Genomic DNA, 16284 nt, shown 5'->3' with positions numbered 1-16284 from the left:
GCTCAACTCTACAAACCGATAGCGGAAAGGTTTCACCCGCCTAATCCGTCGCCAAGCGTTGGAAAAACGCCTTCAGATGACTTTCTGTCATTGCCCCGAGGCGTCCGGGTGAGGGAAAATGCTCGCCTTTTTTCCGTTTCATTTTTATCACTCTCGATTCAGAACCCGCAGGAGAACAGCGATGCCTAGCCGTCGTGAGCGTGCCAACGCCATTCGTGCCCTCAGCATGGATGCCGTGCAAAAAGCCAACAGCGGCCATCCCGGTGCCCCCATGGGTATGGCGGATATCGCCGAGGTGCTTTGGCGCGACTACCTCAAGCACAACCCGAGCAATCCATCGTTCGCCGACCGTGACCGCTTCGTGCTGTCCAATGGCCACGGTTCGATGTTGATCTACTCGCTGCTGCACCTCACCGGCTACGATCTGTCGATCGAAGACCTGAAGCAGTTCCGCCAACTGCACAGCCGTACCCCGGGTCACCCGGAATTCGGCTACACGCCGGGCGTCGAGACCACCACCGGCCCGCTGGGCCAGGGCCTGGCCAATGCCGTGGGCTTTGCCTTGGCTGAAAAAGTCATGGCGGCGCAGTTCAACCGTCCTGGCCACAACATCGTCGATCACCACACCTACGTGTTCCTGGGTGATGGCTGCATGATGGAAGGCATCTCCCACGAAGTCAGCTCCCTTGCCGGTACCCTGGGCCTGGGCAAGCTGATCGCGTTCTACGATGACAACGGTATCTCCATCGACGGCGAAGTCGAAGGCTGGTTCACCGATGACACGCCAAAGCGCTTTGAATCGTACAACTGGCAAGTGATCCGCAACGTCGATGGTCATGATCCGGAAGAGATCAAGATCGCGATCGAGACAGCGCGTAAAAGCCCTCAGCCGACGCTCATCTGCTGCAAGACCACCATCGGCTTCGGTTCGCCGAACAAGCAAGGCAAGGAAGACTGCCACGGCGCCCCGCTGGGTGACGCGGAAATCGCCCTGACCCGTGCGGCGCTGAAGTGGAACCACGGCCCGTTCGAAATCCCGGCCGACATTTATGCCGAGTGGGATGCCAAGGAAGCCGGCCGCGCGGTCGAAGCCGAGTGGGACCAGCGTTTCGCGGCCTACTCCGCGGCGTTCCCGGCCGAAGCCAACGAACTGATCCGTCGTCTGAGCGGCGAACTGCCGGCCGACTTCAGCGAAAAAGCCGATGCCTACATCGCCGAAGTGGCTGCCAAGGGCGAAACCATCGCCAGCCGTAAAGCCAGCCAGAACGCCCTGAACGCGTTCGGCCCGCTGCTGCCTGAGTTCCTCGGCGGTTCGGCTGACCTGGCCGGTTCCAACCTGACCCTGTGGAAAGGCTGCAAAGGTGTCACCGCTGAAGACGCCAGCGGCAACTACATGTACTACGGCGTGCGCGAATTCGGCATGACCGCGATCATGAACGGGGTTGCCCTGCACGGCGGCCTGGTGCCTTACGGCGCGACCTTCCTGATGTTCATGGAATACGCCCGCAACGCGGTGCGCATGTCGGCCCTGATGAAGCAGCGCGTGATCCACGTCTACACCCACGACTCCATCGGTCTGGGCGAAGACGGCCCGACTCACCAGCCAATCGAGCAACTGGCCAGCCTGCGCTGCACGCCAAACCTCGACACCTGGCGTCCGGCCGATGCCGTTGAATCGGCGGTGTGCTGGAAGTATGCACTGGAGCGTAAAGACGGTCCTTCGGCCCTGATCTTCTCGCGTCAGAACCTGCAGCACCAGACCCGCAATGCCCTGCAGGTCGCCGACATCAGCCGCGGTGGCTACGTGTTGAAGGACTGCGCAGGCGAGCCTGAGCTGATCCTGATCGCTACTGGTTCGGAAGTCGGCCTGGCCGTTCAGGCGTACGACAAGCTGACTGAGCAGGGCCGCAAGGTGCGCGTGGTTTCCATGCCTTGCACCAGCGTGTTCGACGCTCAGGACGCTGGCTACAAGCAATCGGTCCTGCCGCTGCAGGTCAGCGCCCGTATCGCCATCGAAGCTTCCATTGCCGACTACTGGTACAAGTATGTCGGCCTGGAAGGTCGCGTGATCGGCATGACCACCTACGGCGAGTCGGCGCCTGCGCCTGCCTTGTTCGAAGAGTTCGGCTTCACCCTGGAAAACATCCTGGGTCAGGCTGAAGAGCTGCTGGAAGACTAAGCACAGCGCGGCGGTCTAATGACCGCCGCGAACCCTTGTAGGAGCGAGCATGCTCGCGATGGTCGTTAACGATAACGCTGGCTGTCTGGATGAACGCGTTGTCCTGAAGTCCATCGCGAGCATGCTCGCTCCTACAGGTGGGGTGTGTTGTTAAAGAGATTTCGTCTGACTGCGTCTATCGAGAACCCCCATGCCTCAACCGCGTCCCTACAAAGTTGCACTCAACGGCTACGGCCGGATTGGTCGTTGCGTATTGCGTGCGTTGTTTGAACGAGGCGATAAGGCCGGGTTCGAGATTGTCGCGATCAACGATCTGGCCGACATGGCCAGCATCGAATACCTGACACGCTTCGACTCCACCCACGGGCGCTTTCCCGGTGAGGTCAGGGTCGATGGCGATTGTCTGCATATTAATGGCGACTGCGTGAAGGTCCTGCGCAGTGCTACTCCCGAAGGCATCGATTGGGCGTCGTTGGGCGTCGATCTGGTGCTGGAATGCTCCGGCGCTTACCACACCCGCGAGGACGGCCAACGGTTCCTCGACGCTGGCGCTCCGCGCGTATTGTTTTCCCAGCCGATGGCCAGCGAGGCGGATGTCGACGCCACTATCGTCTACGGCGTGAACCAGGATTGCCTGACGGGCGATGAGTTGCTGGTGTCCAACGCTTCTTGCACGACTAACTGCGGCGTGCCGTTGTTGCGATTGCTGGATCAGGCCATCGGGCTCGAGTACGTGTCGATTACCACCATCCATTCGGCAATGAACGACCAGCCAGTGATCGACGCCTATCATCACGAAGACCTGCGCCGCACCCGTTCGGCGTTTCAGTCGGTGATTCCGGTGTCCACTGGTCTGGCGCGCGGCATTGAACGCTTGCTGCCGGAACTTGCCGGGCGAATTCAGGCCAAAGCCGTACGCGTGCCGACGGTTAACGTGTCTTGCCTCGACATCACGATGCAGACCGTGAGCGACACCGACGCCACCGAGGTCAACCGGATCCTGCGCGAGGCTGCCACCCGCGGCCCGCTCAAAGGCCTTCTGGCCTACACCGAGTTGCCCCATGCAAGTTGTGATTTCAACCACGACCCACATTCGGCGATCGTCGATGCCAGTCAGACTCGAGTTTCCGGCCCAAGGCTGGTGAACATCCTGGCCTGGTTCGACAACGAATGGGGTTTTGCCAACCGAATGCTGGATGTTGCGGAACACTATCTGCACACAGCCTCAAAAAAACCTGCTCTCTAAGAACAGCTACTCAGGAAATGCGACCCATGACCGTGTTGAAGATGTCCGACCTCGATCTGCAAGGTAAGCGCGTACTGATTCGCGAAGACCTCAACGTCCCAGTCAAGGACGGTGTAGTCACCAGCGATGCGCGAATCCTGGCTTCGCTGCCGACCATCAAGCTGGCCCTGGAAAAAGGCGCGGCCGTGATGGTCTGCTCGCACCTTGGCCGTCCGACCGAAGGCGAATTTTCCGCCGAGAACAGCCTCAAGCCAGTGGCAGACTACCTGAGCAAGGCTCTGGGCCGCGAAGTGCCGCTGGTGGCTGATTACCTCGACGGCGTCGACGTGAAAGCCGGCGACATCGTGCTGTTTGAAAACGTGCGCTTCAACAAGGGCGAAAAGAAAAACGCGGACGAGCTGGCCAAGCAGTACGCGGCTCTGTGCGATGTGTTCGTGATGGACGCCTTCGGCACCGCGCACCGTGCCGAGGGTTCGACCCACGGCGTGGCCAAGTTCGCCAAGGTTGCCGCCGCGGGCCCACTGCTCGCCGCCGAACTGGACGCGCTGGGCAAGGCCCTGGGCGCACCGGCCCAGCCGATGGCCGCGATCGTTGCCGGTTCCAAGGTATCGACCAAGCTTGACGTTCTTAACAGCCTGAGTCAGATCTGCGACCAGCTGATTGTCGGCGGCGGTATCGCTAACACTTTCCTGGCGGCGGCTGGTCACCCGGTCGGCAAATCGCTGTACGAGCCGGACCTGCTGGACACCGCCCGCGCCATTGCCGCCAAAGTCAGCGTGCCGCTGCCGGTGGACGTGGTGGTTGCCAAGGAATTCGCTGAAAGCGCGACGGCTACTGTCAAGTTGATCGCCGATGTTGCCGATGACGACATGATTCTCGATATTGGCCCGCAGACGGCGGCGAACTTCGCCGAACTGCTGAAGTCATCCAAGACTATCCTGTGGAACGGTCCGGTTGGCGTGTTTGAATTCGACCAGTTCGGTAACGGCACCAAAGTGCTGGCCCAGGCCATCGCTGACAGTGCCGCATTCTCCATTGCTGGCGGCGGCGACACCCTGGCGGCCATCGATAAATATGGCGTTGCCGAGCAAATCTCCTACATTTCTACCGGTGGCGGCGCGTTCCTGGAGTTCGTCGAAGGCAAGGTGTTGCCAGCCGTTGAAGTCCTGGAAAGCCGGGCCAAGGCCTGAGGGTCGCCCGTTTGACCAGGCAAGGGAGTGTTGACATGGTCAAGACCTTAGCGCTGTTGATCGTAGCGGGATTGCTGGCGGCTTGTGGGAGTAATCCCAAGGCTACGTCGGAACCCGCGCCGTCGGCGCCCCAGAACGGTTGCTATCAAGCCGACTGGCAGGCAGAAACCAATCCGGTGCTCAACAAGCGTTCCGGGCCTGACGGCCTGGACAAATACGAGACACAGGCTCCCGCCAAGGAACATGGTTGTCCTTGACGGGTCTGACTCTTTACTCAGCGCTGGCGGTGTCTGCCGTCAGTCGAGGGACACGGATGAAAGGCTTTATCGCCATTACGGCGTTGGTGTTGCTGGGCGGGTGCGCGAACTGGAACCCGTTCCAGTCGTCCACCCCTGCGGATGACTGGACTACCTGGACCTGCGACAGCCAGGCCAAGGTGGTTTGGCGCTACACCGACGACAGCCGCCAGGAAGTCGACGTGCGCCTGGGCGGAGCCGATCAGGTTCATCGCCTCAAGCAGGAGCCAGGCGCGTCGGGTTCGCTGTACAGCGACAACATGCTGGCGTTTCACATGAAAGGTGAGGAAGGCCTGGTTTACTGGGTCGCCACCAATGATTTGATTGGCCGCGGTTGTAAGGCGCAATAAACGGACTGTGCTGTACCTGTAGGAGCGGCGTTGAGATTGATGTAACACCGAATTCGCAGCCCGGGACCAACCCCCGATCTGCAATAACTTGAATAGCCGCCGCCGCTACGGCAGGCTGGCACGATTAACGACCCAAACCGGGAGAGAGACACACAATGGCACTTATCAGCATGCGCCAGATGCTGGACCACGCAGCCGAGTTCGGCTACGGCGTTCCAGCCTTCAACGTCAACAACCTTGAGCAGATGCGCGCCATCATGGAAGCCGCTGACAAGACTGACTCCCCGGTGATCGTCCAGGCTTCGGCCGGTGCTCGCAAATACGCCGGCGCACCGTTCCTGCGTCACCTGATCCTGGCGGCCATCGAAGAATTCCCGCACATCCCGGTGTGCATGCACCAGGACCACGGCACCAGCCCTGACGTCTGCCAGCGTTCCATCCAACTGGGCTTCAGCTCGGTGATGATGGACGGCTCCCTTGGCGAAGACGGCAAGACCCCGACCGACTACGACTACAACGTACGCGTTACTCAACAAACCGTGGCCATGGCTCACGCCTGCGGCGTATCGGTAGAAGGCGAGCTGGGCTGCCTGGGTTCGCTGGAAACCGGCATGGCCGGTGAAGAAGACGGAATCGGCGCCGAAGGCGTTCTGGACCATAGCCAGATGCTGACCGACCCGGAAGAAGCCGCTGACTTCGTCAAGCGCACCCAGGTCGATGCCCTGGCCATCGCCATCGGCACCAGCCACGGCGCCTACAAGTTCACCAAACCGCCTACCGGCGATGTATTGGCGATCGACCGCATCAAAGAGATCCACAAGCGCATTCCGAACACTCACCTGGTGATGCACGGCTCGTCTTCGGTTCCGCAAGAGTGGCTGGCGATCATCAACCAGTACGGCGGCGACATTAAAGAGACCTACGGCGTACCGGTTGAGGAAATCGTCGAGGGCATCAAGCACGGCGTGCGCAAGGTCAATATCGACACCGACCTGCGCCTGGCGTCCACCGGTGCGATGCGTCGCCTGATGGCCACCAACCCGAGCGAATTCGACCCACGTAAATTCTTCGGCGCCACCGTGACTGCCATGCGCGACGTGTGCATCGCCCGTTACGAAGCCTTCGGTACCGCAGGCAACGCTTCGAAGATCAAGCCGATCTCCCTGGAAGGGATGTATCAGCGTTATCTGAAAGGTGAGTTGAACGCCAAGGTTAACTAAGTCTTCAGTTTGGTAGCGCCTCGCAAGCTTCCTTGAATGACTGGCGGTTGACAAAAAATGCCCTTGTCGCAAAGACAAGGGCATTTTTTATGTTCGTTGAAAGTTTCTTGCAATTTCGTAATCTTATATTTCGTAGTTTCTCGGTTATATATTTTAGTAATTATTAATGTTGTTGAGTTTTGAAATAACCTGTCAAAACTGAGGGTGGACAAGTTTTTCTTTAGTGTTCAGTATCTGGGTTCAATTCAATGTGTGGAGTTTAAAAATTGAACTACTTAAGTTTTGATACTAATAATAGTAAGAAACACTTTTGGAGCCGTGGAGTGGTTTCACTGGGCCTTCTGGGTGTTATTGCCTTTGCTGGTAATGTAAATGCGGCTGATGAAATGTGCCCACAGGTCAGTCAAATCATGGCGCAGTCAATTACTCCGGAGCGCGGTTTTACCTATGCAGCCAATGCCATCAGAGGGGGCTGGAAAGGTGAGAATCCGGCCGCGACTGAGTCATATCTGGATAAAGTGAAGTTCACCTCGGCAGCCATTCGGCAAACTACTGATAACGGTAACCCGGTGTATTTTGTTGCCTGTGATTACGAGGGCGAAGGTAAGGCAGGTGTGAGGATGTCGCAGCGCATTCCTGCGCCAGCCAAGCCAGTCGGTAATGACTGGAAAGATAACTTCTGTTCTGCTGGTGTAAGCCAGTGTGCTTTCAAGTTTGATTGAATGAAAGAATAACTCAAAGTCAGCTAAAAGCCTTGATTGTTCAGGCTTTTAGTTGTTTAAGCTGAAGCTCGAGTCTTGGGGCTACCGATTATCGAACGACCAGGAATTTCGGGTTGGCGGCGCCCCACATCGTGTATACCTCGGCCAGCTACCGGCAGGCGCTGGCCGTCGATCAGGACGATGCCTTTGCAAGTCGTGTTCACTTATCGTGGTCAATAATTCAGGATGCTGTACGGGGTTCTTTCTCAAAGAGCGGGTTTTCTGAAAAATTCTATGTCAAGTATGTAGAGCGACTGGGTATGAGGGTCGCTATATACGCGTTTTCCCTTGAGGGATTCATAACGCCGATTGATGGCTTCGAGGATGAAGTATCCAGAGCGCGCGTTGTGGTCACGAGTGTTTGACCCGGCAAAGTAAATGTCGGTTTGAATGCCGTTCGCATTTCTGAAGCGATAGTCCCCGACCAGACCGTATTCGATCACGCCAATACGTAGAGTACCTGTCATGGCGCCGCTTCTGTCCGTGCTGGAAGTGATGTTCAGTTCGTAGGTTGTTCTCGCTTTATCCGTAGCATTATAAACGGCAGTGATGCGGCCCAGCAGGCTGATGTCTTCCTTGGCACTCATGGAGTCTGTTCCTTGGGGTAATCTGCAGAAGGAAAACGGTAATGGGTTGCCAGCCAAGAATAATTTGCAGATGGCGAATTTCCACCTGTTATAAATGACAGTTACTTATTCGAATTTATTGTGTTATGTGAATTTTTAGCAATAAGAACTCCCGTTTGTGCAGAATGCGTCGATTCCCCTTCGAGTTTCACGCCAGTGGCGACTGTAAATGTTAATTCAATCTGTATTTGCTGTTATTGCGAAATCGTCTATTAGACTGTCATTTTGCACAGGTGATTTTGGAATGGGGTAGCCCTACTCTCGTTTGGGTGAAAAACTTAATCTGCACGAATCGAAATGAGGGGTGGATATGCGGATTAAACTTGAGCAGCTTTTTGAGGAAAATATAATCAAGACAGTAATGGTGGAGGTTTATGTTTAAGAGCGAATTTTATCCCGAGGTTCATTCCCGCGTGAGCGGAAATGAAACAATGGGAAGTGCTTTTTACTTATCGTGATCGATATCGAGTTTGCTGAATGTCACCTTACCGCCCTCTGTGGTGTATCCCGTGTTGTCCTGCACATACACCCCGGCCTTGAAGTACAGCGGTTTGACTCGCCAGGTCTGGCTGATGTTGGTGTCCCATTGGTAACCCGCGGCGCTGACCCCCAGCGCGCCGCCAGGACTGAGGTGAATGAGGTAGGAAAACTCCTGGTCCAGTTTCACGCCGGAGGCGACAGTGATTACCCGACCTTCGTCGTCATCGGGGTGCATGCGTACTTTGGCGACGATGTTGCCGCTCTTAGTGCTGGTCGTATATTGGTACTCGACCTTGACCAGAGGCTTCTGGCTTTGGTAGGCGTGGATCTGACCAATGACGATCTTTCCAGAGCTCGGCACCTGGTTCACCGCCAGGGTGGCACGCAGGAAGTTGTCGGCATTGGGGTAGTACCAGTTTTTCAGGGTGCCGTTGCTGTAGGTTTCCCGTAGTTCGGTACGTGGGTATTTGGCATTTTCGGTGCGCGTGCCAGTCACCGGGGTCCAGAAAATCAGTGTGCCGGTGTCGGAATGGAAGTATTGATCCTTGAAGCCATCTACCAGTTTGGATGTTTCAACGGTGTAGGGCGGGCTGCCGACGGGAACGCTGAGGTTCCAGGTTGCGAGATCGATCATAGTCAAAAGCTTCCACGAATTCATACTGCACGGGCGTGCCAAACGCTCTGGCACGCACTTTTTTGGGCGGCCTTTATAAGCGCAGTGAACTATTTTGTTAACGCCCATTGGGCAGGTTTTTGGCGTCAACATCCTGTCGAAATGCCATCCCTCCCGGTTTTGGCGGGCTGTAGCGCCGACCGTTAGTCGGCTAAATCTGCATCGGCCGAGTGATGGCGCACTGACACCTACTGCTTTCACTGATCACCGTCTAGAGTGAAGGCACAGTATCTGTCCGGTTTTCACGAGAAGTCGGCCTGACTTCCAGACCTAGAGAAGCAGCATGGAATGCGCGCACCCAATGCCAGCTGAAGGCCATTCAACCCTGTTGATCGTCGATGACTACCCTGAAAACTTGGTCAGCATGCGCGCATTGCTGCAGCGCCAGGATTGGCAGGTCATCACCGCTGCCTCCGGTTTCGAGGCGCTCGGGCTGTTGCTTGAGCACGATATCGACCTGGTGTTGCTGGACGTTCAAATGCCGGGCATGGACGGTTTCGAAGTGGCGCGCCTGATGCGCGGCAGCCAACGGACGCGCCTGACGCCGATCATTTTCCTGACCGCCAATGAACAGTCCCAGGACGCCGTGATCAAGGGTTACGCCAGTGGCGCAGTGGATTACCTGTTCAAGCCCTTCGACCCGCAGATTCTCAAACCCAAGGTCCAGGCGCTGCTCGAACATCAGCGTAATCGCCGGGCCTTGCAGCGACTGAGTCATGACCTGGAGGCCGCTCGCGCGTTTAACGCCTCGGTGCTGGACAACGCCGCCGAAGGCATTCTGGTCGTTGGCGAGGACGGCCTGATTCGTTTTGCCAACCCGGCGATGTCGCGGTTGCTCAGTGCTACGGTGCAGGAGCTGGAGGGCAGGGAGTTCCTGGATTTCCTGCAAAAACCACACATACCGGTGTGGGCCGATTCTGACGTGTTGAGCGGTTACAAGCGCGGCGAGACCTTGCGCCTGCACGACGCTTTGCTGCGTACCGCCCCCGGGCAACAGGTGCCGGTGGCACTGTCTTGCGCGCCACTGCCCTCTGACCAGCACGCGATGGTCGTGACAGTGTTGGACATGTCGGTGGTGCGCCACCTGCACCAGCAACTCGAATTCCAGGCGGTCACCGATCCGCTGACCGGGCTGCTCAACCGTCGCGGCTTCTACCAGACCGTGGAAAATCTGCTGTTGCGCGGCGAGCGCTCGGACAGCGCATGGGTCCTGCTGTACCTGGACCTCGATGGCTTTAAACGGGTTAACGATTCTCTCGGTCACGATGCAGGCGACCGGGTTCTTCGTTGGGTGTCAGAACAGTTGAAGGCCTGTCTGCGCCCGTTCGATATCCTGGCACGCATGGGGGGCGATGAGTTCACGGCGCTGCTGGACCTGGAATTTCCTGAACAGGCGGCAAAAATTGCGGAAAAACTCATCGAACGGGTATCGATCTGCCAGCAAATCGACGGTATGGATATCGTCCTTGGTGCCAGTATTGGTATTGCCACCTTTCCCGATTGTGGTGCCAATCTCGACGGTTTGATGCGTGCGTCCGATATTGCCATGTACGAGGCCAAGCGCGCCGGTCGTCAACAGTATCGGTTTTACGATCACGAAATGAACGGTCGGGCACGATCGCGCCTGATGCTCGAAGAAAGCGTACGCACGGCCATCGAAAACCGTGATTTCAATCTCGTGTATCAACCGCAGGTGGCTGTTGCCGATGGGCGAACTCGCGGGTTCGAAGCGTTGCTGCGTTGGCAGCACCCGAGCGTCGGCGACGTTCCGCCAGGATTGTTTTTGCCGCTGCTGGAAGAAGCGCGATTGATCAGTCGCCTGGGCAGCTGGATTTACCAGAACAGTGCCGGGCAGCGTAAAGCCTGGGAGGCTCTGTTTGGCGAGGATCTGGTGGTGAGCGTCAGTTTGAGCAGCACTCAGTTTGCCATGCCCAATCTGGTCACCGAATTGCGCCAGGTCGTGGAGCGCCATGGCTTGAAGCCGCGTCATCTGGAAGTCGAAGTGACGGAAGCGGCCCTGATGCACAACCCTGACGAAACCCGCAAACAGCTGCGTTTGCTGCGCAATCTGGGGGTGCGGGTGGCGCTGGATGATTTCGGTTCAGGCCCGTGTTCTTTATCCCACTTGCGCGATCTGGAGATGGATACGCTGAAGCTTGACCGCCATCTGATCAGCCGTATTCCTGAGTCTTCAAGGGATGCGGCTCTGGTGCGTAATGTGATCGACCTGTGCAAAGAGTACGGGATGCTGGTGATTGCCGAGGGGGTCGAAACCATGGCGCAATACCAGTGGCTGCAGGCCAATGGTTGTGAATATGTGCAAGGTTTCCTGGTAGCCCGGCCGATGATGGCCGAAGACACCGAAAGCTTTATGCAGCCCTTCGACTGGGGCGCGCTGACTCGCTGAATTCGCTACACTGGCTACCTTTTGCTGATTTGCGTTGCTGCTCCGATGACCGCGTTGAAGTACCTCCAGGCCTATCCGGCTACTTTGCAGGACCAAGTGCGCCAGTTGATCGCCGAAGGCCGGCTGGGCGATTACCTGAACCAACGCTATCCGCAAAAGCATGCGGTGCAGAGCGACAAAGCGCTGTATGCCTACGCGCTGGACCTCAAGCAGGAATACCTGCGTAACGCCCCCTCCATCGACAAAGTGCTCTTCGACAACCGTCTGGACCTGACCCATCGTGCACTTGGCCTGCACACCACGATCTCCCGGGTGCAAGGTGGCAAGCTCAAGGCCAAGAAAGAAATCCGCATTGCCTCATTGTTCAAGGAGGCGCCGGCGGAATTTCTTAAAATGATCGTGGTGCATGAACTGGCGCACTTCAAGGAGTCCGACCACAACAAGGCATTCTACAAGTTGTGCGAGCACATGTTGCCCGGGTATCACCAGGTGGAATTCGATGTTCGGGTGTACCTGACCTGGCGGGATATGCCGGTGGCTACAGGCGTGTAGGATCTGCCGCAGGTTCGGGCCGCGATCGGACGATCTTTTGATCTTAACAGGAGCAAACGTGACAGACGTAAGCAAGACCAAGAGCAGCTTCTACCGCCGCCTGTACGTGGCATACCTGATCGACAGCGGCCTGGCCAGCAGCGTTCCGGCATTGACCGAAGTCACCGGGATGCCCCGGCGGACAGCCCAGGACACCATCGCCGCCCTGGCGGATCTGGATATCGTTTGCGAGTTCGAACAGGAAGAAGGCGCGCGCAACCACGCCGGGCGCTATCGGATTCGCGGGTGGGGAGCAATCGATCGCGGCTGGATCGAGCGTAACCTTCGGCAGATCAAGGCGGTGCTGGAGTATCCCTGAGTTTCTACGGTGTTTGATCTGACGCCTTCGCGAGCAAGCCCGCTCCCACAGTAGATCTTCGGCATGACAAAGATCTGTGGGCCTGCTCGCGAAAGGAGCCCTTACGAACGACGCATACCGATATGTGGAATCCCGTCCTCGACATACACCTCGCCCGCGACTTCAAACCCGTACCGCCCGTAATACCCCTGCAAATGCACCTGGGCCGAGAGATAGACCGGCATCTCAGGCCAACGCTTCTCAATCTGCTTCAGCGCCTGGGCCATCATTTCATGACCCAGCCCGGTGCCTCGCGCCTGTGGCGCAATGATCACGCGGCCGATTACGACATCGCCGCCCTGTAGCTCGGGATCGAGCAGGCGCAGGTAGGCCACCAGCCGATCTTCGTCCCAGGCCATCAAATGACAGGTGTCGCCCTCCAGGTCCTGGCCATCGATGTCCTGATAAATGCATTTCTGCTCCACGACGAACACCTCGGCGCGCAGTTGCAAAATGGCATACAGCTGCTCTTTGCCCAGATCGCTGTGGTGTTTGCAGACCCAGTTGATTGTCATGTGCCGATTCCCTGAAAACGTCCTTGTGATACTAGGCGCCTGGACGATAGATGTCTCCATGGCGTAGTAATCTGTGACAAAGACCAAAATGCCATCATTCATTTATCGCGGTGCTGTCTTCTTTGTGTAATCTGAAACGGAGCGATGTGCAGTGCTGCAACGAGCTGACATCGAGTGCCTGGGGGTGCCGGTACGGAGTCTTGGCGTTTTCGCTGAAAACATGTCGGGCAGCCGCCCGCTAAGGATTTTCTGGCATGCCGCGATTGCATCGAGCCTTTGCCTTGTTTGGATTGCTGTTGCTGACTAACGCGGTGGCAGCAGAAAAGTTGCGGCTGGTGGCGGACGCCTGGCCTCCTTTCACCGACGCCACGTTGTACAACGGTGGGTTGGCCACGGATATTGTCAGTACCGCCTTGGCCCGAGCCGGCTATGCCAGTGATTTCGAGCAGGTGCCTTGGGCGCGGGCGCTGCTGGGGGTGGGCGAGGGTCGCTATGACGTTCTGGTCAATGCCTGGTTCGATGAGGAACGCACACGGCTCGGCCAGTTTTCGGGCGAGTACCTGATCAATCGCGTGCGTTTTCTCAAGCGTAAGGATGTACCCATCGAATTCAGCAATTTGCAGCAGCTATACACCTATCCGATTTCGGTGGTGCGTGGCTACGCCTATTCTCAAGCCTTCGATCAAGATGTTTCATTGCAGAAGATTCCGGTACATAACTTCGCCATGGCCGTACGCATGGTTGCTGCCGACAGGGTCAAGTTGACCCTGGAAGACGAATACGTCGCTCGTTACTACCTGGCCCGCGAATCTCCCAAAGTCCGTAACGCCGTGGAGTTCTTGCCCAAACCGCTGAGCGAGAACGGCCTGCACATTTTGGTCAGCCTGAAGAATCCGCAGCATGAGCAGATTGTCGCCGGTTTTGACCGCGCCATTGCGGCAATGAAGGCCGACGGCAGTTATGCGCGGCTGATGAAGCGACACGGCATGTAGGCGGTGGCTGTTGGTCCGGGCACCACCGCTCTCAATCTTCGCTGGTGTCCTTGATCAAATGCGCCGCCAGCGTACGCAATGGCCCCAACTGCCGGCAGATCAACGCCAGTTGCGTCTGCACCAATCGCTGGCCCTCGTCGATTTCATCGGGCATCTGCTCGAGCGTATTGGCCAACGCTTCCTCCTCATCGCTCTGAATGGCAATGGCGGATTTACTCGCCAGGCCTTGGGCAATTTCATCGATGCTGGCGGCCAGTTTCACTCCCGCGCCTTCGATCAGGTGTTCGCGTACATCCTGCGGTAATTGGGTTTCCCGATGCGCGCCCAGCCCGGACAAATAACTGAGCAAGGTGTGCGACAACACCAGGAAGCGGAACCCGACATCCGCTTCCTTACGGAAATGTCCCGGCTCCATCAGCATGTTGGCCAGGGTAGTCGACAGCGCCGCATCGGCGTTGTGAGCGTTGCGCCGCGCCAGGCGATACGCCAGGTCGTCGCTTTTGCCAGCGGCGTATTGCTGCATGATCTGGCGCAGGTAGATGCTGTTGCAGGTCAGGGTGTTGGCCAGCACTTTGTTCAGGCGACGACCCTGCCAGTCCGGGAGGAACAGGAACACCGCCAACCCGGCGATCAGGCTGCCGAGCAGGGTATCGAACAGGCGTGGCAGGAGCAGCCCGTAGCCGTCGCCCACCTGGTTGAAGCAGAACAGCACCATCAGGGTGATCGCCGCCGTCGCCAAGGTGTAGCGCGTGGTGCGGTTGGTAAAGAACACTACCCCGGCGGCAATCGCGAAACTCGACTGGATCAGCGGGTTCGGGAACAGGTCGAACAGGGCCCAGGCCAGGGTCAGGCCGATCGCGGTGCCGATGATCCGCTGGCCGAGCTTGCGCCGGGTTGCACCGTAGTTCGGTTGGCAAACAAACAGCGTCGTGAGGATGATCCAGTAACCCTGGGACGGGTGGATCAAGTGCACCATGGCGTAGCCGATGCTCAAGGCCAGGGGCAGGCGCAGGGCATGGCGGAACAGCAGCGAGGTCGGCGTCAGCTGTGTGCGCAAGCGTACCCAGACATCCTTTAGATTGCGCGGCGAGCGGTCGAGCAGGCTGCTGTCGGTGGCGTCGGCAAGGGTGTCGGGGTTGCTGGCATCGCTGAGCAGGCGGTCAAGTGTGGCCAGGTTCGCAGCCAGTGCCCGCAGTGAGCGCAACAGCCCGCGCCAGGCAGGATTGCTCTGAATGCGCAGGTGTTCGAGGGAGGCGTGCAGGTCGCCCAGGGCTTCGGCGAAACTCGCGTCATAGGTGAACGGCTGGCGCATCTGGATCGATTCGGCCAGCGCCCGGCAAGCCTTGCCTTGCTGGCGCAACAAGCGCTGGCAGCGGAACAGCACGTCGCTGTGGAAGAATGCATCGGCCAGGGCGTTGTAAGGGTAGTGCGAGGAACTGGCGCGTTCGTGGATGTCCTGGGCCAGGAAGTACAGCTTCAGGTAACGGCTGACTTTCGAGCCCGGTCGACCGTTGCCCACCCGGTGCAGGATGATTTCCTTGGCGGCGTTGAGTGCCGCAACCACGCGGCCGTTCTGCTGGGCCAGCTCCAATCGCCGAGCCTCCACGTCCATCTGCCGGATCGGCTCGAAAAGCGACGACTTCAACTTCAGGTAATAACCCAGCTCCCGGAACAGTTTCGCCAGGCTCTGCTGCACGGGCTGATTGGAAAACAGTGCCTGCCACAACACCGAGAGCAATCCGTACCAGGCGGCACCCGCCACCAGCAGCACCGGCTCATGCCAGAAATCGGTAACCGCGCCGCCGCGCTGATCGACACCGATCATGGTGTAGACCGAAAGAATCAGCGTCGCCGAGGCAATCGCGCCGTAACGCTCGCCAAGGGCGCCGAGCATGGTCAGGGCGAAGGCGGCCAGGGCGAAGGCGATGATAAAGAGTATGGGGTAGGGGAACAGCAGTTCGACCGACAGTGCGGCGACGGCAAAACACACTAGCGTCACCGCCAACGCGTTGAGGCGCCCCTGCCAGCTGTCATCGGTTTCGGCCAGGGCGCTGGCGATAATCCCCAGGAACAACGGGATCAGCAGCCCCATTTCATCCTGATACCAGCACAAGGCCATGGTGCCGGTCAGGGCGATGAATACCCGCACGCTGTAACTGAATTTATCCAGTGCCCAAAGGCGGCGCATAGACTGACGGAGTGAGGTCGATGACATGAAGTGCGAAGGCCTTCCGAGGCAATGACGCTAAATTGAGCCAGTAATGACGCCGACGCAATGGCGGCGATCACATCTGACAGCAAAATCTGTTCCTTTATCGATCAGTACACAGTCAGTGTGGGAGCGAGCCTGCTCGCGAAAGCGGTGGGTCAGCCAACATCAATGGAGGCTGACAGATTGCA

15 protein-coding genes are annotated in these 16284 nt (G+C 58.0%); 11 read left to right on the top strand and 4 right to left on the bottom strand.

Annotated elements, in window-relative coordinates; translation table 11 throughout:
- The first annotated feature begins 181 nt into the window (after positions 1–181).
- The 7 genes from tkt to HGP31_RS29075 all read left to right on the top strand — a co-directional run bounded on the left by tkt (position 182) and on the right by HGP31_RS29075 (position 7203).
- Positions 182–2179 carry a transketolase gene (gene tkt, locus HGP31_RS29105; RefSeq protein ID WP_033045622.1) on the top strand — a complete coding sequence of 666 codons (1998 nt, stop codon included), beginning with the start codon at positions 182–184 and terminating at the stop codon, positions 2177–2179.
- A 190-nt stretch (positions 2180–2369) separates the two neighbouring features.
- Entirely contained in the window at positions 2370–3425 is a 1056-nt protein-coding gene (gene epd / locus HGP31_RS29100; RefSeq protein WP_033044723.1) for an erythrose-4-phosphate dehydrogenase, read from the top strand.
- A gap of 26 nt (positions 3426–3451) precedes the next feature.
- Positions 3452–4615, top strand: a complete 1164-nt coding sequence (locus HGP31_RS29095; RefSeq protein WP_020800881.1) for a phosphoglycerate kinase — start codon at positions 3452–3454, stop codon at positions 4613–4615.
- A gap of 35 nt (positions 4616–4650) precedes the next feature.
- Positions 4651–4872, top strand: a complete 222-nt coding sequence (locus tag HGP31_RS29090) for a putative periplasmic lipoprotein (RefSeq protein WP_020800880.1) — start codon at positions 4651–4653, stop codon at positions 4870–4872.
- A 56-nt stretch (positions 4873–4928) separates the two neighbouring features.
- The gene (locus HGP31_RS29085; protein ID WP_020800879.1) at positions 4929–5261 is read left to right on the top strand and encodes an MliC family protein; all 333 of its coding nucleotides are present in this window, start codon (positions 4929–4931) and stop codon (positions 5259–5261) included.
- Between the two features lie 155 nt (positions 5262–5416).
- Entirely contained in the window at positions 5417–6481 is a 1065-nt protein-coding gene (gene fba / locus HGP31_RS29080; protein ID WP_007975467.1) for a class II fructose-bisphosphate aldolase, read from the top strand.
- Positions 6482–6747: 266 nt separating this feature from the next.
- Complete coding sequence (locus tag HGP31_RS29075; protein ID WP_168759068.1) at positions 6748–7203, top strand: DUF3757 domain-containing protein; 456 nt, start codon at positions 6748–6750, stop codon at positions 7201–7203.
- 245 nt (positions 7204–7448) lie between these two features.
- Here the strand turns inward: HGP31_RS29075 and HGP31_RS29070 are convergent, their stop codons facing one another.
- Together HGP31_RS29070 and HGP31_RS29065 are read right to left on the bottom strand one after the other, a co-directional pair.
- Positions 7449–7829 carry a hypothetical protein gene (locus tag HGP31_RS29070; RefSeq protein WP_168759067.1) on the bottom strand — a complete coding sequence of 127 codons (381 nt, stop codon included), beginning with the start codon at positions 7827–7829 and terminating at the stop codon, positions 7449–7451.
- Between the two features lie 484 nt (positions 7830–8313).
- The gene (locus tag HGP31_RS29065; protein ID WP_020800876.1) at positions 8314–8982 is read right to left on the bottom strand and encodes a polysaccharide lyase family 7 protein; all 669 of its coding nucleotides are present in this window, start codon (positions 8980–8982) and stop codon (positions 8314–8316) included.
- 322 nt (positions 8983–9304) lie between these two features.
- Here HGP31_RS29065 and HGP31_RS29060 point away from each other — a divergent pair, with 322 nt between their 5' ends.
- From HGP31_RS29060 to HGP31_RS29050, 3 genes are read left to right on the top strand one after another with little or no spacing between them, the layout of a single operon-like run.
- Positions 9305–11428: a putative bifunctional diguanylate cyclase/phosphodiesterase gene (locus HGP31_RS29060; protein WP_168759066.1), complete on the top strand. Its 2124-nt coding sequence runs from the start codon at positions 9305–9307 to the stop codon at positions 11426–11428.
- A 45-nt stretch (positions 11429–11473) separates the two neighbouring features.
- Positions 11474–11980, top strand: coding sequence for a M48 metallopeptidase family protein (locus tag HGP31_RS29055; protein ID WP_168759065.1), 507 nt, complete (start codon positions 11474–11476; stop codon positions 11978–11980).
- A gap of 58 nt (positions 11981–12038) precedes the next feature.
- Entirely contained in the window at positions 12039–12338 is a 300-nt protein-coding gene (locus HGP31_RS29050; RefSeq protein ID WP_020800873.1) for a winged helix-turn-helix domain-containing protein, read from the top strand.
- Positions 12339–12439: 101 nt separating this feature from the next.
- Here HGP31_RS29050 and HGP31_RS29045 read toward each other — a convergent pair whose 3' ends face one another.
- On the bottom strand, positions 12440–12892 hold the full coding sequence (locus HGP31_RS29045) for a GNAT family N-acetyltransferase (RefSeq protein WP_020800872.1): 453 nt from the start codon (positions 12890–12892) through the stop codon (positions 12440–12442).
- A gap of 254 nt (positions 12893–13146) precedes the next feature.
- On the opposite strand from HGP31_RS29045, the gene HGP31_RS29040 reads away from it, so the two are divergent.
- Positions 13147–13884, top strand: a complete 738-nt coding sequence (locus HGP31_RS29040) for a substrate-binding periplasmic protein (protein ID WP_033045007.1) — start codon at positions 13147–13149, stop codon at positions 13882–13884.
- Between the two features lie 31 nt (positions 13885–13915).
- On the opposite strand, the gene yccS is transcribed toward HGP31_RS29040, so the two are convergent.
- The gene (gene yccS, locus HGP31_RS29035; protein WP_168759064.1) at positions 13916–16099 is read right to left on the bottom strand and encodes a YccS family putative transporter; all 2184 of its coding nucleotides are present in this window, start codon (positions 16097–16099) and stop codon (positions 13916–13918) included.
- Between the last annotated feature and the right edge of the window lie 185 nt (positions 16100–16284).

The sequence above is a fragment of the Pseudomonas umsongensis genome (assembly GCF_012647205.1).
Lineage (GTDB): Bacteria > Pseudomonadota > Gammaproteobacteria > Pseudomonadales > Pseudomonadaceae > Aquipseudomonas > Aquipseudomonas umsongensis.
Note: the sequence above shows the minus strand (reverse complement) of the source record. Positions and strands in the feature narration are given on the sequence as shown.